This window comes from Paraburkholderia gardini, from assembly GCF_907164545.1.
GTDB lineage: Bacteria > Pseudomonadota > Gammaproteobacteria > Burkholderiales > Burkholderiaceae > Paraburkholderia > Paraburkholderia gardini.
The window spans coordinates 155,152-174,638 of sequence record NZ_CAJQZB010000004.1 but is presented as its reverse complement, the minus strand read 5'-3'; the positions used below and the strand labels follow the sequence as shown (position 1 = coordinate 174,638).

The window sequence follows — 19,487 nt, the reverse complement described above, 5'->3', positions numbered from 1 at the left end:
TGCCATTGGAGCCCGGAAAGGTGAACATCATCTCCGGCGACTCGCGCACGGGAAAATCCGCAATCCTCGGCGTAATCGACTATTGCTTCGGCTCGTCCGCACTCGATGTTCCCGAGGGAATCATCCGGCGGGGCGCCGGATGGTTTGGTCTTTTGTTGCAGACAACGCACGGGCAGGCGTTTATAGCGCGGAAGCTGCCTGTCGGTAACGGCAAATCGAACGAGGCAGTTTTCATCAAGATTGGCCAATCGCTCGATATTCCGCAATCCGCCGAACTTCGGCAGACCACGAACACCGACGGGCTGGCGGCGATGCTGGCGTCCTGGGTGGGGATAACAGACTATCTGCACGAGCCGCCGGCAGGACACTCACGTCCGCCGCTGTCCGCGACCTTTAATCACGCGCTTACGTTCTGCTTCCAGTCACAAAACGAGATTGGCCAGAAGGGCGTCCTGTTTCATGGTGCTAGCGATCGCTTTGTAGCCCAGGCGATCAAGGACACGTTGCCATACTTTCTTGGCGCCGTTACAGACGAATACATCCGGAACCAGCAGCTGCTGAAGCAGGTTCGCGCCGAAATCCGGCAACTCGAAAAGCGGCTGGCCGAAGCGTCCGCAATCGTCGGCGACGGCGTGAGTCGTGCTGACACCCTGCTGGCAGAGGCTAAATCGGTCGGGCTGTCCGACCTCGCGGATGACGCTTCGTGGGCTGACAAAGTGGAAGTCCTAAAACGGATACAGAACTCTCCGATCGCTCCGCCTGTTGCCGAAGGTGATGACCAGGCCGAATTCCATAGACTGACACAGAAACGTACTGAGTTATTGCAGGCGCAACGCGCCATACAGGTTGCAATTGACAGGGCGCGCGCGTTTGAAGGCAATTCCCGGGGATTCGCAAAAGAAGCCGCCGAGCATGTCGCGCGACTGGGGGCAATTTCCGTTTTTGAACCTTCTGCTCAAGGTCACGCGTGCCCATTGTGTCTGCAGGACCTTCCGGCAGCGTCCGCTGCACCGTCAATCGATGAGCTGCGCGCAGCGAAGGACAATATCGGAGAGCGCGGCGGCGCGATGGATTCGGCGACGCCACGCATTGAATCCGCGATTGTCGAGATTGAAGAAAAACTCATAGAGAACCGTCGCGACCTGGAGACGAATCGCGAGTTACTTGGTTCCATCAAGCGGTCAAGCAAGCGACTACAGCTCGCGTCGGACACAGAGGCGCGTCAGGCCCTGGTAGTCGGGCGTATCAGCCTGTACGTCGAAAACATTCCGGAGATGCCAGACGTAAGTGAGCAACGCAACAAGCTTGCAAAGCTCAGAGAGCAGGAACTGGAGCTCTACGAAGCCGTCAGTGCGGACGCCATCCAGGAACGTCTGGAGTCGTGCCTGTCCAACGTCAACCGCAGTCTCTCCGACTACGCTGAACGTGTCGACCTCGAATACTCGGATAGTCCGCTGCGCCTCGACCCGAGGGCGCTGACTATTGTTGCAGACACCCCGAATCGGCCGATCCCGATGCGAGAAATTGGCAGCGGGGAAAACCACGTTGGCTACCATATCGTTGCGCATCTTGCCCTGCACAAGTGGTTCGCAGAACGGAAGCGCCCCGTTCCCTCATTTCTTCTGCTCGATCAGCTTTCGCAGGCGCATTTCTCTCCAGATGCCGTCCAGCGCGAAAACGTGGATCCCAGCAAAATCGATACAGACCGCAAGGCGGTCAAAGCGCTTTACAGGTTGATATTCGACGTGATTGAAGAAGAGGAAGGCCGCTTCCAGGTCATTATCACGGACCATCCTGACTTCAGCGATGACCCACGGTTTCAGGCAGCCGTGCGTGAGCGTTGGCGCAACGGGGTCAAGCTTATCCCGCAAGACTGGCCGCTATTGAGTTAGTAGTGCATTTCTATTTTCGTGCGTTTGTCGGACTGCTTTTCTACTGATTTTCTTCTGTGAGTCCAGACTAAGAGCGCTGTTCCGGCTTTCCTCGACCTTCGCCTGTTCCCGCGACGGTTCCGCGCAAGGGTCGCACACCGGAAGACGCAGCAACCGTGGATCATAGAAAGAGAGGGCGTGTCATGGTTAGTCAACGAACAAGGCTATCGCTGTGTCAGTTTCTGGCCCTTCAGGAGCCGACGGTCTGCACCGTACTGCTCGGCAAGGCCGGTATCTTTTCGGATCTGTATCCGGCACTGCTGCTTCGCGGCCTCACGGATACGCTGACGCGCGCCGATCAGAATGCAATGATGGTCGTGCTTGACGAAATTGTTCGCACGCAAGGCAACCTGCGGTCCGCAGTTAGCCCAAGGTACCGCTTCGACGAACGCTGGACCGATCTTGTGCAATGTCTCGTGCTCGATGGCTACGTGGTTGAGGACAGGGAGATCCGGGCGAGCGATCCGTCAATCGGGGATGCTACTCCGATCGACGATGATCTGTTGCGGGAGTTGGGAAGCTGCGGTGCACCACGTGCTTCAGAGATCATTCGCAAGATCAACGAATCGACAGAAATGTTTCGCGCAACTCCTCCAAATTACAACGCGTCTCTCAACGACGCTCGCATCGCTCTAGAAACGCTTGCGGTAGATATCGCGGAAAGTATGAAGGCACCGAAGGACCATAACTACAACGCGTCAAAATGGGGGACAGTGATCTCCTATCTGAGGACGGCTGGCCTGATCACCCTGGAGGAAGAGAAAGGCCTGGCAGGCGTGTATGGTTTCGTCAGCCCCGGGTCCCATCGGCCAGTCGGAGTCTCAGAAGAGCAAATGGCTCGGCTTGGCCGATCACTCGCACTGGGCATGTGCTGGTTTCTGCTGAAGCGAAAACTCGGCTCGGGATTGTAAGCACAACGTTAAGCAGGGATTCTCATGCAAAACCAATATTACAATTTGCTGATGTCCGGCAATGACGAAGCTTGGACCGGTACATCTTGGACGATGGGTTACGACCGGGTCTTCGAATATACGCACGATAGTGTGAAGCAGCGTTTCAGCATTGCGGACGAGAGCGCGCTCGCCGCGCTGATGTCATTGCCCACTCTATTTGCGTACGAGAAATATGTTCAGGCGCCCGCCCGGGTCGGCCGGATTACCGGGTTGATGCGCAGGCAGTCAGAGTTCGGCTTGACGTTTGCGCTTGATCCCACCATCCCGGGAATATCTCCACAAGTTCTTTCTGGCCTGTGGGATGCACTGGACATCGGGTCCAAGGGGGAGGTCACCCGTACCCATTGGGCAGTGAAGAACGTTGATCTCGGCCACGTACTCCACGCTGCAGGCATTACATCCGACCCGATACTCGCGCCGCAAGCGCGACCTCCGCGCGTCTTCATTTCGTATTCCTGGGATTCACCGGAGCATCGTACGTGGGTCGCGCAGCTGGCAACGGCCCTGCGGCGCGACGGCATCGACGTAGTCCTGGATCAGTGGCATCTCGGCCTTGGTGAGGACCTAAGCACGTTTATGGTCAGAGGCGTTCGCGAAAGTGATCGCGTGCTTGTTATCTCGACCGAGCAATATGTGCGTAGGGGCTACGAACGGCAGGGCGGCGTGGGCTATGAACAGATGCTCTTAAGCAGTCACATCATGCGCGACGTCGGAACAAATAAATTCATTCCTGTTGTGCGTCGATCTTCGGCCGGCGAGGCTTTCGTCCCGCAGGATCTGCAGGGACGGAGATATTTGGACCTGACCGACGGCCCGGATGCGGAAAATGCATACAAGGACCTGGTTCGGGAACTTCACAACGTTCCAATCCCAGTGCCGCCGCTAGGCCCTCGTCCAGTTTCATTTTGATCACCCCGATTCAGCGATCTGCGCGCTTGTGGGCGACTCAGGTGACTGTATTTGCACGCAGCTTTGCGGCAACGGACCGGTTGAGGACAGTCGGACGCGTCGAGAGATGCCGAGAACTCGGCTAGTCATGCGGCAGTTGGGTGGCGACCAGCCGTATCAGTTGGATGGCCTAAAAAGGATGGGTATGCTTTATCGCGGTCAAAATCGTAGTGGTCACGATCGGAACAACGGCGTTGTCTACCCGAAAGGTAGCAGCCTGACTGTGGTGCCTCGTTTCGATGGTTCATGGGTTGCCGATGGGAAGTTTACCTACGGAGAGTCGGAAAATAACGCTGTACGTCCGCATCACATCGACACGGGAAAATGGAATGGATGCTTCATTTCGACCACGCGAAACTATGAGGTCGCACGTTATTTCGCGACGACTGACAACACATGCGATGGTGTGATTTATCACATCGATGAGACGCTGTTCGATAGGTATGGGGTCGTGGCCAGCGAACTTTCGGATCTCCTGTACGCCGGAGAGACTGAGGTATCTGTTCGGTCCGAAGACTGTGGACCACTTCCGCCCAAGATCATCGTCCGGATTGATGAGGTTTCGCCACTCTAGTTGAAGTCGACAGAAACGGCGGCTAAGCGTCGATCAGGGTGGGGAATCGTCCAGTGCCGCTTCTGGGGTTCCGCCTGGTCGCCGTTGATCATGAAGTCGTTCAGCATGCTCCAAACAACAGCAATGGCTAACCGTTGCGGAGCTACGCATGGATACACGCAGCCGCAGACGGGCCATAGGAGCGGGCGTACCGCCGATGGTTTCGAGCCGACCTGCGCGTTGGTTTGTCGAGAACACTGAAGTTTTCGGGGGAGCGCACCGCCGATGAGAGGCAGCAGGATGCCTTTGTGCAGGGGGACGCTTGGCTACGCGCTTTGGGACTGAGGGGGTAACAGTGGCTTTAACTGCACAGATCCGCAAGCTGACCATCCAGCGCTTTAGGGGTATCAAGTCCCTGATATGGCTACCGGCGGAGGGTATGAACGTCATTCTCGGCGGAGGAGACGTCGGAAAGACAACGGTCTTGGAAGCGATCGCTTTGCTGCTTTCGCCATCGAACACCACGGTCATCTCCGAGGCAGACTATTGGGCGCGGGACAGCGCGCAGGAATTCCTGATCGAGGCAGTCATGACGCTCCCCGATGCCACCGGCATTGGATCGCAAAACACTTTTGCCTGGCCATGGGCATGGAACGGCCAGGACGCCCTCGCACCATCCGCAGATGGGGACGTCGATCCGTCAAGTCCTGGCGAGCCGGTATATCGCGTGCGCGTGAGGGGGACCACGGAGCTGGAGCTTGCGTGGGAGGTCGTCCAGCCCAACGACGAATTCGACCATTTCTCCACAGCCGTTCGCCGACGCATCGGCCTGGTTCGAATGAGCGCAGACGAGCGTAATGATCGCGACTTGCGCCTGGTCTATGGCTCTGCTCTCGACCGCTTGCTGGCCGACAATGCCTTGCGGGCCAGGATCGGGAAACAGGTGTCAGACCTTGACCTGCACAAAACGCTCAACGAGAAGGGCAAGGAGGCGATTGGGGCGTTGGACACGCGCATGACAGATGCAGCACTTCCCGGTGAACTGAAGCTCGGTCTCACGACCAGCCAGGGGCTGTCCATCGGTGCGTTGATCGGTTTGCTGGCGACCAAAAATGGCGTTGCTCTACCCCTGAGCAGTTGGGGGGCAGGTACTCGCCGGATGGCTGCGCTGGAGATCGCCTCGTCGACGGACAAGGAGGCAAGTGTCACCCTTATCGACGAAATCGAACGCGGTTTGGAGCCCTACCGCCTGCGCAAGCTAATCAACATCCTGGCCAAACAGCAAGGCCAGATATTTCTCACAACTCATAGCCCCGTTGCCATCTCCTGCGCCAAGGATGCACACCTCTGGTATCTCGACAGCCTTGGGGCTATAGGCTCTTTGCCCAGGGACAAGATCGGTCCGCAACAAAGGCGGGATCCCGAAACATTTTTGTCGCGCGTCGCCGTCATCGCAGAGGGCCCTACCGAGGTCGGATTCTTGCAGTTTCTGCTGGAGAAGGCGTTCGTGGGCAACCCGCTCGATTACGGTGTTCGCGTATGCGACGGCCAAGGAAACGAGGCGACCTTGGACCTGTTGGAGACACTTGTCTCTTCCGGGCTACTGTTCGCCGGCCTGGCAGACGATGAGGGCACTGCGCCAAAACGCTGGAAGGATCTCAAGGAGAAACTGAAAGCGCGCCTGTACCAATGGCCAAAAGGTTGCACGGAAGACCACGTACTCGCGGCTGTCCCCGAGGCCAAGCTTCTTGAACTGCTCAAGGACCGTGATGGCGAACTGGATGGCTATCGGCTTCGGACATTGGCTGACCGGCTTGGTCTCCAGGAGAAGACGCCGGAGGCGATCGGTGCGGCGTTGATTGCTTCGGGAAAGAGCTGGCGAGCCCTGATCATTTCGGCCGCTACTGGCAACAAAGAGGGAGCTCCTGCGGGGCAGGAGAAGGCTTGGAAAAAGCACTCTCAGCAATGGTTCAAGTCCACCGCTGGCGGGCGTGAACTGGCGGAAAAGATGGTCGCACTGGGGGCGTTGCGTGACTTGGAAAAGAAGCTGCTTCCGCTCATCAATTCGGTACTGGTGGCCGTGGGGCAGCCCGCTTTGGAAAAACTCGATCTATGAGCGACGAGGTCGTCACAAAGCTTCTTCGATCACGCGAACCGTTGGTGATCATTGAGGCCGCTGCCGGTTGCGGTAAGACGTACCAAGGTGCCTCCTATGCACAGGATGTCGTGGGAAGCCTTGGCGATGGCCGGCTGCTGATCCTGACGCACACCCATGCCGCGTGCTCGGTTTTCGCGGATCGCACCAGAACAGCCGGCCCACGGGTGGAAATCAAGACCATTGACGCCTTGATTGCACAGATCGCGCTGGCTTACCACAAGCCATTGGACCTGCCCCGAGATTTGACATCGTGGGCTTGGCAGAATGGTGGTCAGGGTTTCGAGATCATGGCAGCCAAGGTTGCCGGATTTCTCCGCCTTCAGCCGATGGTGGCGCGTGCGCTTGCACGACGCTATCCGGTCATCGTCTGTGATGAGCACCAGGACTCCAGTGTCGACCAGCATGGTGTCGTGATGTCCCTGTTGTCCGCCGGGTCGATGGTCCGAATTTTTGGTGATCCCATGCAGCGGATCTACGGCGCCAAAAGTGACAAGGCTGCGCGTGAGGACCGTACACGCTGGGAGGCCCTGAAAGCGTTGGGTGCCAGCGAGAGATTGATCACCCCGTATCGCTGGGAAGACGGTTGCCCCCTGTTAGGAGCGTGGGTTGTCAAGGCTCGCGAGAGCCTGGAGCAGGGGACGCCAATTGACCTGACAAACAATCTGCCTCCGTCGGTAAGGGTGCTGCCGGGGAACAACACATCTCAGACGCGCACTGGCTATCAACTGTCCAAGGAGCACAGAACTCCGATAGACAAGGTGCTGCGCGACACCCCCCAGCTGATGATTCTGGCGTCACAGAACGACATGGTGACCGCGTTTCGGTCTTTCTGGGGACGTGCAGTACCGATCTGGGAAGGACATACACGCGAAGCATTGGGTACGCTGGTGCAAACGCTACGTGACGAACATGGTGATGCTGAAGCGCTAGCGCGAGGTGTGATCACCTTTATGGGCAGCGTTGCAGCCGGATTCAGTCCGTCGAGCCATGGTAACAGGCTGATTCAGGAGATTCGCGCTGGTGCAGTCCGTCCCACCACGGGAAAACCAGCCCACCTACAGGCGATTGCACGTAGCCTATTGAATGATCCGACGCACATTGGAGTTTCGGACGCGCTGTCGAAGATAAGCGCCTTGGTGAAAGAGGCCGCTTCGGGCTTCGACACGGTGAAAATCGACCATAGTTCTGAACTCAGAGATGCCATACGTATCGGCCAGTTCGCGGGACCCGACGAGGGCTTTGCCGAGGTGTCGCGCATGCGCTCGTACTCTCGCCCATTCCCGCCCAGGAAGGTGCTCAGCACTATTCACAAGGCGAAGGGACTCGAGTGTGACCATGCGATGCTGATGGCCTGCGACAAGACGCAGTTCACCTCCACCCTCTACGCGAAGTCTAAGATGTATGTCGCGCTCAGCAGGGGTAAGAAAAGCCTGACGCTGGTGGTCCCCACATCCAACCCCAGTCCCCTTTTCAAACTCCGTTGAGAGCGCAATCACATGCACGAAACGATCATCGCGACCGGCAGGCGCTCTTCGAGCGCAAATCGGACTGCCGGAGCCGCATTTGAACTTGAGAGAAAAGCCAATTGAAAATCTATAACAAGGGCCGAGGCATCCACGATCGTGAAATACACGGTATCAATCGGCTGCAGACTGAACTGCCAAGCGGTTGGATGGCGTTCACCAACCTGGAGCTTGCACTGCCCTATGGCGGTCGTGAAATCGACGTAATACTGGTGATCGAAGATCGGGTCCTCGCGATAGACCTGAAAGACTGGCACGGCAAGATCACAAGCTCGGGAGGGGCGTGGAGCGTAAATGGAAGTGCTCGCGAGGGCGGATCTCCTGTCGATAAGATCCTTGGGAATTCCCGGGAACTCTATCTGATGCTGCAGCGCTTTTTGAAAACGCCCGCAGCACGAGCAAGACTGAACGGATTTACCACGTGCCCCAGGGTCGACGGCTGTGTGGTGCTGACGGGAACAAACGACCGTTCCGGTATATCTCTGACGGAAATTAACCGCGTATTTTCTCTCGATGCTTTCATCAAGGCTCTTCAAGACCCGAAGCAACGGGTTGCAATGCTTGCTGGGGTTCCCGCCGCATTCCACTCAAAGGACCTGACGACCGAGCCGTGGCGGAACCTGTGGCAGCAGTTTTTTAACGTGAAGGAGGGATACTTCAAGCCATCAAGCCGCCGGTATGGAGGCTTTCAGGCTCTGTCGGACGCCCACACGTTTGAACATCCAAAACAGATTTATCGCGAATACGACGTAGCCGATAACACAGCCGGCGGCGCGACAGGACTGTTGCGCCGCTGGGATTTTACAAGGGCAGAGACACGATTCCAGAACGAGGACGGTCGCCGCGAGATTGCGGGACGCGAACGCGAAGTTATCGCCTGGCTTAACGATCGAAATGCCGAATTTGAGACTACGATTCTGCAGCCTCGCACCGACGATGATGAAAAAGGCATCGAATATTGGGAAGTCTTCGACCGTCGAAAGAGGTTGCAGCGCCTTCTGGATCTGAGTCGCAACCAGATTCTCGAGTTCCCGCGCGAAATGCGGATCGAACTTGTCCGCCAGATCGTACACAGGGGCGCATTGATGCACGGTCTTAAAGCATCACACCTTGATATCGGCGCGCACAGCGTCTGGATCGAGCCACCGTCCCTTGTTCGGCTGTCGCATCTGATGTCAGCGAGCTTTCAAGATGTGAAGTCCCTCGGCAGTCACCGGCATCAATTCCTGTCCACAGTGAGACTCCCAGAAGACGAGTTTGGACTCGACGTCGACTCCAGAAAGAAAGACGTTTTTCTGTTGGGGTGTGTTGCTCATCAATTGCTCTTTGCCTGTCCTCCGGCAGCAACCTCTGGCAATCCTCCCGAATGGAACGCGTCAGTAGACAAGGATGGTGCATTCGAAGCTCTGCATAAGTGGTTTGAGAGTTCGCTCGCATGGTCTGCGGACGATCGGTACGCCGACGCCTCCACGATGCTCGAGACGTTGAATTCAGCTCTGGAATCAAAACCGTCTGCCGCGGACGTTCTGAAAGGACTCGAGCGATTCCGCACAGTCGCGTCACAAATGAAGCTCATGCGGGAATATCCCGTCGTCGAAGAGATTAGAGATGACGCGTATATCGCGATGTGGCGAAGCGTTTCTGAGGGGAAGCCAGTCCTTGTAAAAATGTGGAAACGCGAAGGGTGGGGCGACCAGGCGCGCGAGGCACCGCGGTTGTTGGCGTTCCTTGAGCAGGCGGAAGGCATGATCATCGATCGCCCTGCGGGATGCGCAGGGATTCTGCGTGCTATTTGGCTCGGTGACGCGGTTGTGCTGATCCAGGACTTCATCGAAAGTCCGAATCTCGCCCAATCCTTGTCAACCTCGGACCTTCCATGGACGGAGGCGCAGTTCGGTCTTGCCTTCCTGCGATCGCTCGTTGCTACGGTGGTGTCGCTACACGAGAAAAAGATCGCCCACGGCGACATTAAGCCTGAAAACATTCTCGTTATCACCGAAGAATCGCCGCGTCCGCTTCTCGTGGATCTTCTTGATTTCGTCCACGTCGATGACGGAGAGAAAATGTCGCGGGCGTACGCGCCCATGACAGGTGGCCGCTTCGAGCGAGACTGCTACGCCACAACATGTATTGTCGAGGAGGTTGTCGCCCGTACAAACATAGCTGCTGGCGGATTGGAAAAGCTTAGTGAAGCCATTCTGAAAATCCGCACTGAGTCGCCACAGAATGGAACATTGCTGCCTCTTGCAGAGGCCCTCGATTTCATTCTTGACACAGCCATCGACAATACTGCCCGTGAGATTACCCTAAGCGTTTGGTCAACTGACACACGTCCATTCCTCTCGGACGAGGGGTCTCTGGCATTCCGGGTAACGTCCGGGGGGAGGCAGTTGCGTGTTCGCGGGGCAGTCGAACAGCTGATCTTTCAATTGGACGGTCGGAGGCAAGCCGTTTCCGTACGCCGGGAATCCATTGACCAGAAACAGATCGCAAGTATCGCGCGATGGGAATTCGCAGCGATTGCGGCGGAGTTCACGCTCGTAGCTGCGGATCGAGACGATTTCAGCGATCTTGAGGATGTCTTATCCGACAAGGATATCGTGGAAGCATGGGATGCAGCATACAGGTTGGCGCTAAATAGCGAGGCCGACCGTCAGGCATCCGCTGGGGACGATGTCAACGAGGACATCGAGCCTCCTTCGGAAATTTCAACCGACGAGCTTGAAGAGAAAATTTCGTCGCAGTCCGCGGCAGGGCAACTCGACGTCCTGGCCCTTTGGCGTCACCTGATCGATTCGGAAGCAGAATTTGTCATCGAGGGTGAAGCGACAGGTGCAAGTGCTTATAAGCGTCAAACGCAACGACACGTCGTTCCGTTCGATCTGGACTCTGGGACGTTTGACTTCGGCCGGGAAGACACGGTTACCGTCATCCGACTTGACAAAGGCGATCGATGGACACGTATCGGCCAGCTCGATCTGACTACGTCCACGGCCAACCAGCTTGAGATTGATGTCCGCAAGTGGGGCGGAAAGGCAGGGGAAGGGTTAGTGGCCGATGGGCAGCGGTTGAGGTTCGAAAGTCACTTTGAGGTCACGAGCCGCTCGAGGCGCCGAGACGCGACCATGCGGTTGCTCGCCCGCGAGGGGCGGTGTCCTGACCTTATTGACGTCTTCGATAGCAGAAGCGCGGACTCGGTAACCAAGCGTTCAGTGGCCGCAGAACCATCGGACCTAGCCACGCGATACGGGCTGAATAAGGTCCAGGCAGAAGCACTGTCGAACCTTCTTGAAACGCGGCCAGTCGGTCTACTCCAGGGGCCACCTGGAACTGGAAAAACCCGATTCATAGGGGCTCTGGTTCATTTCGCTCTTACACAGGGCTTGGCTCGCAACGTGCTCGTGGCCAGCCAGTCACACGAGGCAGTGAATGGGGCAGCCGAAGCAGTCGTTAAGCTTTTTCACGAGGCAGGAGAAACGCCAAATCTGCTAAGAGTAGGGCATGAGAGTAATGTCTCAGACCGCTTGCTGGCTTATCACACAGAGAAGGTCGAAAACCTTTTCAAGGACCGGTTTCGGGCAGACCAGTCGGTTCGTCTTCGTCTGGCCGGCAGTGTACTGGGAATTCCAGATGACCTCGTCGAGCAGCTAATCGTTCTTGAGACACTCATTCGTCCAGTCGTTGAGCGTCTGGAACAAATTCAGGATGAATTGTCAGACTCATCTGCAGATGCACGCGAATCAGGCCTGCGTCAAACTCTGGAGTTGCTATTCGAAAAGCTCGCGCACCGGTTCGACATCAAGGACATCGTCGCAGCGGACGACCTAGATGACGTGGCGGTTGATCTCGCAGGTCAAGCTGGATTTACAAACGCAGCAAAGCTCGAACATTTCAGGGATATTGCGAATCTCGCACGTGATTTCGTCGGCAGCGTATCGACTCGCGAAAGAACATTTGAGACGTTTCTTGCCGGCACTAGACAAATCGTCGCTGGTACATGTGTCGGACTGGGTCGGGCCTCACTTGGGTTGACGTCCACTTCCTTTGATTTGGTCATCGTGGACGAGGCTGCGCGATGCACCGCGAGCGAATTGGCAGTTCCGCTGCAAGCGGGGCGATGGATCGTCCTCGTGGGAGATCACTGCCAACTGGAACCGACACACCGTCCGGAGGTGGTAAAGCATGTAGCAAAAAAAATCTCAACCACCGAACGTCAGGTTGTCATGAGCGACTTCGAGCGGGTTTTCAGTTCAGGTTACGGTACTGCGGCAGGCCAGACACTCACCGAACAGTATCGTATGCTATCGCCAATCGGGAGCATCGCTTCGGAAGCGTTTTACGGCGGCACGTTGACGCACGGCAGAACCGATCCTATTATCCCAAAGGACTGTCTTCCGACTACGCTCGATAAGCCGTTAGTTTGGCTAGCGACTGATAAATTTGGTGAGCTTGCTCATCAAAATGAACCCGATAATCGCAAACACGCGATCAACAACCCCATTGAAGCCGAACTGATCGTTGACCTTATTAAAGAATGGGATCGACACACCAAGTTTCGCGAATGGGTTGAGACACAGACCGAGCACGCGCATGCCATCGGCATCATCTGCACCTATCGAGCGCAGTGCGAACTGGTTCGCCAAAAGCTACGCAGCGCCTTTATAAGCGACAGCATGCGTTCGACAATCAAAATCGATACCGTCGACAGCTATCAGGGCAAAGAGAATCCAGTAGTCATCCTGTCGCTGGTAAGAAACAACAGCGATGGAAGAATCGAAGCTGGAACGAACACTATTCTTGAGGGTTTCATGTCCCGCCCTAACAGACTGAATGTCGCCGTCAGCCGTGCGATGGATCGGCTGGTGTTAGTTGGCGCTATGCGAGGCTGGCGATCCACGGGTCCAATGGGGAAAGTTCGCAAAGAATTCGCAACGCAGATGGACCAGGGCGATGCGAGGGAAATAGATGCGGTTGCGTACAGAGGGCTAAGAGAGACGGACACTGTCCAGCGTTCCGCAACTCCATCTGGACGCTCGCGCAGACCTATGAAGGGGACCTCGCGATGACACAGACAAATCGCCCGATACTCAAATTACCGTCCCGTTCAGCCGAATCCGTGGACGAACAGGTTATCGTCCTGGACTCGATCGACGTGCTGCTTCCGTGTCGTCGCTTTGCCGTGTCGTTCAAGGTGTCCGAGCGCGGATCGGTGTCGCCAACCAGTGAGTTCCTGCTGCGTCTGCTGCACGCGGCGGACGGCGTTCTGGAAGCCGACATAGCCAGTTTTTTCGGTTTTAATCAGCGTGAATTGTCTTTTGTGCTCGAAGAGGTTACGTCGCGTGACTACGTGTCCCGCTCAAACGGACAAGCCTGGCTCACGGCCTCGGGACAAAGCCTGTTTCTCGAAGATCAGCAGTCGCCGGCAATTTACGCCGTGGAAAAACGGACCGAGAGCGTTTCGTTCGATTTGCTCTCTCTATGTCCGGTCGACCTTCGCGGACTCAGCGTGTTTGCCATGAAGCTTGATGAACTCCCGGTCCTGGACGTCGAGATAGTTGCAAATGCTAGACAACGCGTGCCCAAAGCATTCTGGACGCATTTTTCCGAGCTGTTCCTAGCATCGGATCGAAAACTGGCCAACAAAAAGCCGACGCTCTATTCAATCGATAATGTGGTCGCGGGAGACCGATTTTCGACGATCGTTCCGATCACCGTCACCGCGACGACTGGCCGACCCCATGCAGCTGAAGCCGATCTTTCGCACTGGCGAGAGGCTCAGCAGCTTGAGGATCGATACACGGTGGTCGAGTCCGTCACCGCATTCATGGAAACGCTGAAAGTTAGCAAGCGACCAGACGATATTCAGGGCTATCAGCTACTTACAAAATGGGCACCCGATTTTCTTCGGGAATTCATTCGCCGCGACGGACTAGCGGTCGAAAGGTATTTCCACGCTGCGGGCACCCGGGCAGGGGAGTTGCGTTCCGATCGGCCCACGGTTCCTTTACTAGGCACACTATTTACTCCGGCTAACAATGAGCGTCTGCACAATGCAGTCAGATATGCCCTTGAACGGTCTGCAAACAAACCACTGATTGTGGAAATCCAATGGATAGTTCCGGAAGTGCGGTGGGGTCATACGAGAGTTCTTCCTGCCACACTGAACAGCATTGAACGCCTGCTTTTTCCAGAGCCTTCGGGAGATGCTGAACCCCAACGGGTCAGTGCGACTGCGATAACTCGCAACCCTCTGCCGCGCTACCTCGCCGAGGCTTTTGATCACCATCAGTTCCTCGCCGAACAGGCCGCGATTGCACCGGCCGTTGAGGTTTTTATAATTCCGGATCTGGTTTGCGCAGTGCTGGTGCACGCACCGATCAAGGCGAATAATGGCATTCCCGTGCCGCTCGGTTTCCTCTCGTTCGATGCTTCGGTTGTCCAGCGCGTGGCGGAGGACCTGGGGAAAATTGCTGCCAGAGAGACTCCTACAGGCCAATGAGGTAGTGTTCGCTCTCGGAACGTGCTGCTTGACGAAGCCTGCGGAGCCGCTCATCTGGGGCCTGTGGTTGGAGGTCGGCGACGTCCCCGGGTCGTCGACCGTGAATTTCCAGCGGAAACGAACAGGTACAACTTTGCTTAGCCTCCCTCTATCCCGACGGGATGAAAAGCTGGACACCTTCACCGTCCCGAGGGAGGCACCGAAATACTTAAGGATTGAGCGCGAAGGCCGTCGCCCGTTTCCTCGAGAAAATTGGCTTCGAGCCGGTGATCTTGCACGAGCAGGCAAGCCAGAACCGTCGCGGTCGTGCTTTTGACACCGGACGATGAAGGGTCTGTCAAAGGCGGCAAACCTGAACCGCCAGCACGACAGAATGTTCTGCTCGAGCTGGGCTATTTTATGGGCCATCTCGGGCGCGACAAGGTGTGCGCACTCAAGCGCGCTGAGGTCGAAATTCCCAGCGATTTTGCCGGTGTAGTTTGGGTGCCCATAGACGCCAGCCACGCCTGGAAACAGGCGCTGGCCCGCGAACTCGAGGCAGCCGGCCATACCATCGACTGGAACATGGTGATGCGCGGATGTTGAGAGAGAATCGTCCGCTCGGGCAAACCACCAATTTTCCGATGAAAGCTTGCCCACATTCACCCGACTGACGCTAGCATCAGCGACAAAGTGTGTGCTCAGGATGTGCAATTTTGACCCCCGAGTAAAAGTACGTGCTCAGTGTGGCGGCCCAGGTAAACCATGTGCTGGCTGTGCAAACTGCTTGAGCGTACATACATTGTCTCCGGCGCACTATCCACACTTCGATGGCTGGCCCGACACGGTTCAGCTGAATTATGGCAACCCGGAGTTGCAGCAGGCCATGATTGGCGAACTGGAGAGAATCGCCGGGTGTGAACTTTCGTCGTTAAGGAGCCAAACCGTTACACCAATGCTCGATAATTTATCTTATGTCAACTTATAGACGTAAAATAAAGCGCGGCGAGTCCGTAACACGTTCCCTCCCACTTGCTATGAAAACGCACGTCCCTGTGTCGTCTGCGCAGTTAGCCAGCAACGAACATCCCAACTGCGGGTCCGCGTGACCGGATACAGGCAGTCGATGCGAGTTCTGCGTTCTGCGTCGCACCCTCAGGCGATGCCAGGATAACGACACGGTCGATGCTCGAACTGGCCTTCATTATCCTTGGGCGTCGTACGCGACGAATCGCGGAAGCCACCAACCTGAACATCCGATATCACGCGTGCACAAGACTCTTTCGAAATGCGCCTCCCTGCCGGTCCCGTTTCTGCTCAGTGGCTGCCTCATTTTTTCGACGCCCGCGAGTGCACAGGAATTCTCCTTCCTCGCCGGGCCTCTTGTCGGCGACAGCGCGAACTCCTATTCATGGGAAGGCAGTTACCGAGAGGGTCTCGGACGCTACGCGGCATGGAGTTTCTCCTGGCTGAACGAAGGCCACATACCCAATCATCATCGCGATGGCCCATCCGTGCAGGTCTGGGGTCGACTGCCCCTGTGGAACGACCGGCTCGAACTGTCGGCCGGCGTTGGGCCCTACCACTACTTTGACACGACTGCAGCAGAGGCCGGTGCGGGCTATTCGAACACGCACGGCTGGGGTGCATTATGGAGCGCCCGTGCTGCCTGGTATTTCGATAGCCGCTGGATTGCCCAGATGCAGCTCAACCACGCCCAGGTGTCTGGCGACCGCGACACGACAGCGCTGCTCTTCGGCGTGGGTTACGAACTGGATGGGAACGACGAACCCGGCCCGCGACAGCGGCCCACTCCGCGCACATCGAACGTCACGAACAACGAACTCACCGTGTTGTTCGGCGAGACGATCCTGAACAGCACCAGTTCGGAAACGGCTCTCGCGGGAGGCCTCGAATACAGACGGGGCGTGTGGCGGTACGTCGATGTGACCGCTTCGTATATTCATGAAGGCAACCGTTCACAGCCGCGTCGGGATGGCGCCGCGGTTCAGATCTGGGGCACGCGTGCTTTCTTCGACGACCGCCTGACATTGTCGGCCGGTGTCGGCCCATACTTCGCAATCACACAAAACGAGGATTCTCCGCAAAACCAGACGGGCGACGGCCGCATTTCCGGGCTCATCTCGGTGTCGGCGAGTTACCGGTCCGGCCAGCGCTGGTTGACGCGAGTGACATGGAATCGCGTCGTCACGCGCTACGATCGCGATACCGATGTGATCGAAGCCGGCGTCGGGCTGCGGTTCTGAGCGCGCTCAGTCTGTTCAGCGATGAACCTCTGGCGAAACGCTGTCGCGGACGGGGAGATGGCCGGGTGAATCCGCATCCTGACCAGCCGCTTCGGGTGTGTCGTCCACCTTTATGATCCGCCACGTTCCGCCCTGTTTGCGCAGAGACACCAGCACGCTGGTTTTGTCTTTTGAACCGAAGGTAACGCACACAACCGCGACGTCGCGGCGCACGACCGCCCGATGCGTTGCGATGTGGGCGGACCAGTCCTGCTCGTCGTAGTCCTGCACCTTCGTGAAATAATCGCTGTCGCCAGGCAACCGGTCGTGGCGCCAGGCGCTCCGTAGCGCGTCGACTGTCGCCTTCGACACGTAGGTGTAAATGCCTTTATTCAGTAACGGATAGCTGTCGTCGGATTGCACCTTGATGTACCACGCGTAAAACGCGCGAGTCGTAGATTCCGGCGTGGCGCTGTCTGCAAGCGCTGCATGCTGGCAAAGCAGCCCGCTAACGAGCAGGAGAACCGACACGGCGAGGGAGAACAGTTTCTTCATCGTTTCCTCAGTTGTGTCGATAAAACCTGTATGTGGGCTGTGCCGCCCGGTATGCCGGTCCCGGATAGAATCCTTGCGGGCCGGCGTGTGTTTGTTTGAAGTCAGACACCCAGATAGAGCCGTTAAAGATCGCCATATGTCCTGCGGGATGCCCCGGAACGGGCTGTATCACGACGATGTCTCCTCTCTGTGGTTCCCCGCTCACTTGAATAAATCCTGCAGCTTCAAGGTATGAGCCGTAATCCTTCGCGTAGTGCGCGTGCTGGAGTGAGAACTCCACCCCACTCGATAGCTCTGCGCACGTACTTTGCGCAGTTTCCTGTGCTGTGCGATTCCGCGTGACTATCGGCGTAATGTGCGGCGCCGGCTTTATCGAACGGCATTTACATCTCCATGAAAGCGTCTTTGTTGTCTTGAACGCTACCATGACGAACGGATTGAAACTGTCAAAAATGGATGTGTAGGGTAACGCGTATGGCGTAGCCATGACCGATCCCGTTGCATTGAACCGCCATGGAAAGCAATGGACGTTCAAATCACCCGCTAGATCGCGATACCGATGTGATCGAAGCCGGCGTCGGGCTGCGGTTCTGAGCGCGCTCAAGCAGACCGAACCCTCTACATCCCCTCCACCGAAGTCACATCCTTCTCCGCCGGAAGCTGCGACACGTCCCACCCACCGCCCAGCGCCTCGATCAACTGCACGCTGTTCGTCATCTGCTGCACGCGCAGCGTGATCATCGTCTGCTGATCGGAGAGCAACGCCGTCTGCGCGACGAACACATTCAGGTACGTATCCACACCCGTGCGATACCGCGCCGTCGAAAGATCGTAGTAACGCTGCGCAGCCGCCACCACTGCCTTCTGCTGTTCCAGCTGCGTGGCCAGAATACGCTGCGCGGCGAGGTAATCCTCTGTCTGCTGAAAAGCCGCCAGCACGGTCTGACGATACGCCGCCACCGTGCCCTCGTACTGCGCCTCGTATTGCGCGACCGTCGCCGTGCGCAAACCGCCGTCAAAGAGCGTCTGGGAAACCGACGGTCCCAGCGAGAAAAACCGGGCCGGCCACGTGAACCAGTTCTGCAGCAACGAGCTTTCGAAGCCGCCCGACAGCGAAATGCTCACCGTCGGATAAAACGCCGCCGTCTCTACGCCGATCAACGCGTTCGCCTGCGACATCGAGCGCTCCGCCGCCGCGATGTCGGGCCTGCGCTGGAGAAGCGTCGATGGAATCCCGGCGGGAATCGCCGGCGCAACTGTCGTGAGCGGCCTGGAAGGCAACGAGAACGTCGAAGCCGGTTCGCCAGTCAGCAACGCAATCGCATGCTCATACTGCGCGCGCGCGAGTCGCAGATTCGTCGCCGACGCCTCCGCTGTCTTCAGATTCAGTTGCGCCTGAGCCACCGACTGCGCGCTATCGATGCCCGTGCGTCCCAGCACTTCGGTCAAGGCAAGACTCTTGCGATAAGCCTCGATCGTCTGTTCGTTCAGCGCGATGAGTTCGTCCTGCCCGCGCAGTTCAAAATAGTATTGAGCGAGGTTGGCCTGTTCGCTAAGCCGCTTGTTGGCCAGATCGGCGGCGCTCACCTGCGCTGCGTTCGCGTATTCCCGCACGGTGTTGCCGATGCGCCCCCACAGGTCCGGTTCCCACGATATCGCCAGCGGAAAGTTGAAATCGTTGCTCGTGAACCGCATGCCGTTGCTGGGTATCCCGGGCGCGGAAAACGAAGACCCGGAGCGCGTGTAGGCCGGCTGAAGCGTGGCCGTCGGCGCGTAGCTGGCGCGCGCCTGATTCACCTGCGCGCGAGCTGCCATGAAATTCTGGTACGCCTGCGCGATGTTCTGGTTCGAGCGGTTCAGGCGCTCTTCCAGCGCGTCCAGTTCCGGCTCCTGATAGATTGTCCACCACGCGCCGCGCTGCGCCGCGTCCTGCGGACTGGCCGGTGTCCACGTCGTGCCATCGGGCGAGACGGCCGGCCCTGCTTCCTTGAACGACGCGGGCGTCGCAACCGAAGGACGGACATAGTCCGGTCCGACCGTACACCCCGCTTCCATGGCTAACGCGGTAAACTGAACCGCGCACGCGAGGATGCGCAGTGAAGGAGCGATGAATCGGGCGAACTTCTGCATGGCTTTTCCGGC

12 protein-coding genes are annotated in these 19,487 nt (G+C 57.4%); 10 read left to right on the top strand and 2 right to left on the bottom strand.

What is annotated here, in order from left to right:
- Positions 1–20 precede the first annotated feature (20 nt).
- The 10 genes from LPA37_RS05250 to LPA37_RS05205 all read left to right on the top strand — a co-directional run bounded on the left by LPA37_RS05250 (position 21) and on the right by LPA37_RS05205 (position 16,811).
- A complete protein-coding gene (locus tag LPA37_RS05250) occupies positions 21–1,892 on the top strand; it encodes a DUF3732 domain-containing protein (protein WP_229011912.1) in 1,872 nt (623 codons plus the stop codon).
- A gap of 182 nt (positions 1,893–2,074) precedes the next feature.
- The gene (locus tag LPA37_RS05245) at positions 2,075–2,842 is read left to right on the top strand and encodes a hypothetical protein (protein WP_229011910.1); all 768 of its coding nucleotides are present in this window, start codon (positions 2,075–2,077) and stop codon (positions 2,840–2,842) included.
- A 24-nt stretch (positions 2,843–2,866) separates the two neighbouring features.
- Positions 2,867–3,793 (top strand): toll/interleukin-1 receptor domain-containing protein, encoded by a 927-nt coding sequence (locus LPA37_RS05240; RefSeq protein WP_229011908.1) that lies wholly within the window; start codon positions 2,867–2,869, stop codon positions 3,791–3,793.
- 184 nt (positions 3,794–3,977) lie between these two features.
- Positions 3,978–4,406, top strand: a complete 429-nt coding sequence (locus tag LPA37_RS05235; protein WP_229011907.1) for a hypothetical protein — start codon at positions 3,978–3,980, stop codon at positions 4,404–4,406.
- A gap of 418 nt (positions 4,407–4,824) precedes the next feature.
- Positions 4,825–6,501: an ATP-dependent nuclease gene (locus LPA37_RS05230; RefSeq protein ID WP_229011905.1), complete on the top strand. Its 1,677-nt coding sequence runs from the start codon at positions 4,825–4,827 to the stop codon at positions 6,499–6,501.
- Positions 6,498–8,027 carry a UvrD-helicase domain-containing protein gene (locus LPA37_RS05225; RefSeq protein WP_229011904.1) on the top strand — a complete coding sequence of 510 codons (1,530 nt, stop codon included), beginning with the start codon at positions 6,498–6,500 and terminating at the stop codon, positions 8,025–8,027. Before LPA37_RS05230 ends, LPA37_RS05225 begins: the two co-directional genes overlap by 4 nt.
- 101 nt (positions 8,028–8,128) lie before the next feature.
- Positions 8,129–13,132: an AAA domain-containing protein gene (locus LPA37_RS05220; protein WP_229011902.1), complete on the top strand. Its 5,004-nt coding sequence runs from the start codon at positions 8,129–8,131 to the stop codon at positions 13,130–13,132.
- On the top strand, positions 13,129–14,565 hold the full coding sequence (locus tag LPA37_RS05215) for a hypothetical protein (RefSeq protein WP_229011900.1): 1,437 nt from the start codon (positions 13,129–13,131) through the stop codon (positions 14,563–14,565). The genes LPA37_RS05220 and LPA37_RS05215 overlap by 4 nt, the downstream gene beginning before the upstream one ends.
- 306 nt (positions 14,566–14,871) lie before the next feature.
- Positions 14,872–15,150, top strand: a complete 279-nt coding sequence (locus LPA37_RS05210; protein WP_229011897.1) for a TIR domain-containing protein — start codon at positions 14,872–14,874, stop codon at positions 15,148–15,150.
- Between the two features lie 662 nt (positions 15,151–15,812).
- The gene (locus tag LPA37_RS05205; protein ID WP_407672482.1) at positions 15,813–16,811 is read left to right on the top strand and encodes a hypothetical protein; all 999 of its coding nucleotides are present in this window, start codon (positions 15,813–15,815) and stop codon (positions 16,809–16,811) included.
- Positions 16,812–16,826: 15 nt separating this feature from the next.
- Here LPA37_RS05205 and LPA37_RS05200 read toward each other — a convergent pair whose 3' ends face one another.
- Both LPA37_RS05200 and LPA37_RS05195 read right to left on the bottom strand, forming a co-directional pair.
- The gene (locus tag LPA37_RS05200) at positions 16,827–17,345 is read right to left on the bottom strand and encodes a DUF3828 domain-containing protein (RefSeq protein ID WP_229011896.1); all 519 of its coding nucleotides are present in this window, start codon (positions 17,343–17,345) and stop codon (positions 16,827–16,829) included.
- Between the two features lie 618 nt (positions 17,346–17,963).
- Positions 17,964–19,475 carry an efflux transporter outer membrane subunit gene (locus LPA37_RS05195; protein WP_229011894.1) on the bottom strand — a complete coding sequence of 504 codons (1,512 nt, stop codon included), beginning with the start codon at positions 19,473–19,475 and terminating at the stop codon, positions 17,964–17,966.
- Positions 19,476–19,487: the final 12 nt, after the last annotated feature.

Coding starts and splice junctions, on each gene's coding strand:
- LPA37_RS05245 (WP_229011910.1), top strand. CDS start 2,075: ATGGTTAGTCAACGAACAAGGCTATCGCTGTGTCAGTTTCTGGCCCTT.
- LPA37_RS05240 (WP_229011908.1), top strand. CDS start 2,867: ATGCAAAACCAATATTACAATTTGCTGATGTCCGGCAATGACGAAGCT.
- LPA37_RS05235 (WP_229011907.1), top strand. CDS start 3,978: ATGCTTTATCGCGGTCAAAATCGTAGTGGTCACGATCGGAACAACGGC.
- LPA37_RS05230 (WP_229011905.1), top strand. CDS start 4,825: ATGAACGTCATTCTCGGCGGAGGAGACGTCGGAAAGACAACGGTCTTG.
- LPA37_RS05225 (WP_229011904.1), top strand. CDS start 6,498: ATGAGCGACGAGGTCGTCACAAAGCTTCTTCGATCACGCGAACCGTTG.
- LPA37_RS05215 (WP_229011900.1), top strand. CDS start 13,129: ATGACACAGACAAATCGCCCGATACTCAAATTACCGTCCCGTTCAGCC.
- LPA37_RS05200 (WP_229011896.1), bottom strand. CDS start 17,345: ATGAAGAAACTGTTCTCCCTCGCCGTGTCGGTTCTCCTGCTCGTTAGC.
- LPA37_RS05195 (WP_229011894.1), bottom strand. CDS start 19,475: ATGCAGAAGTTCGCCCGATTCATCGCTCCTTCACTGCGCATCCTCGCG.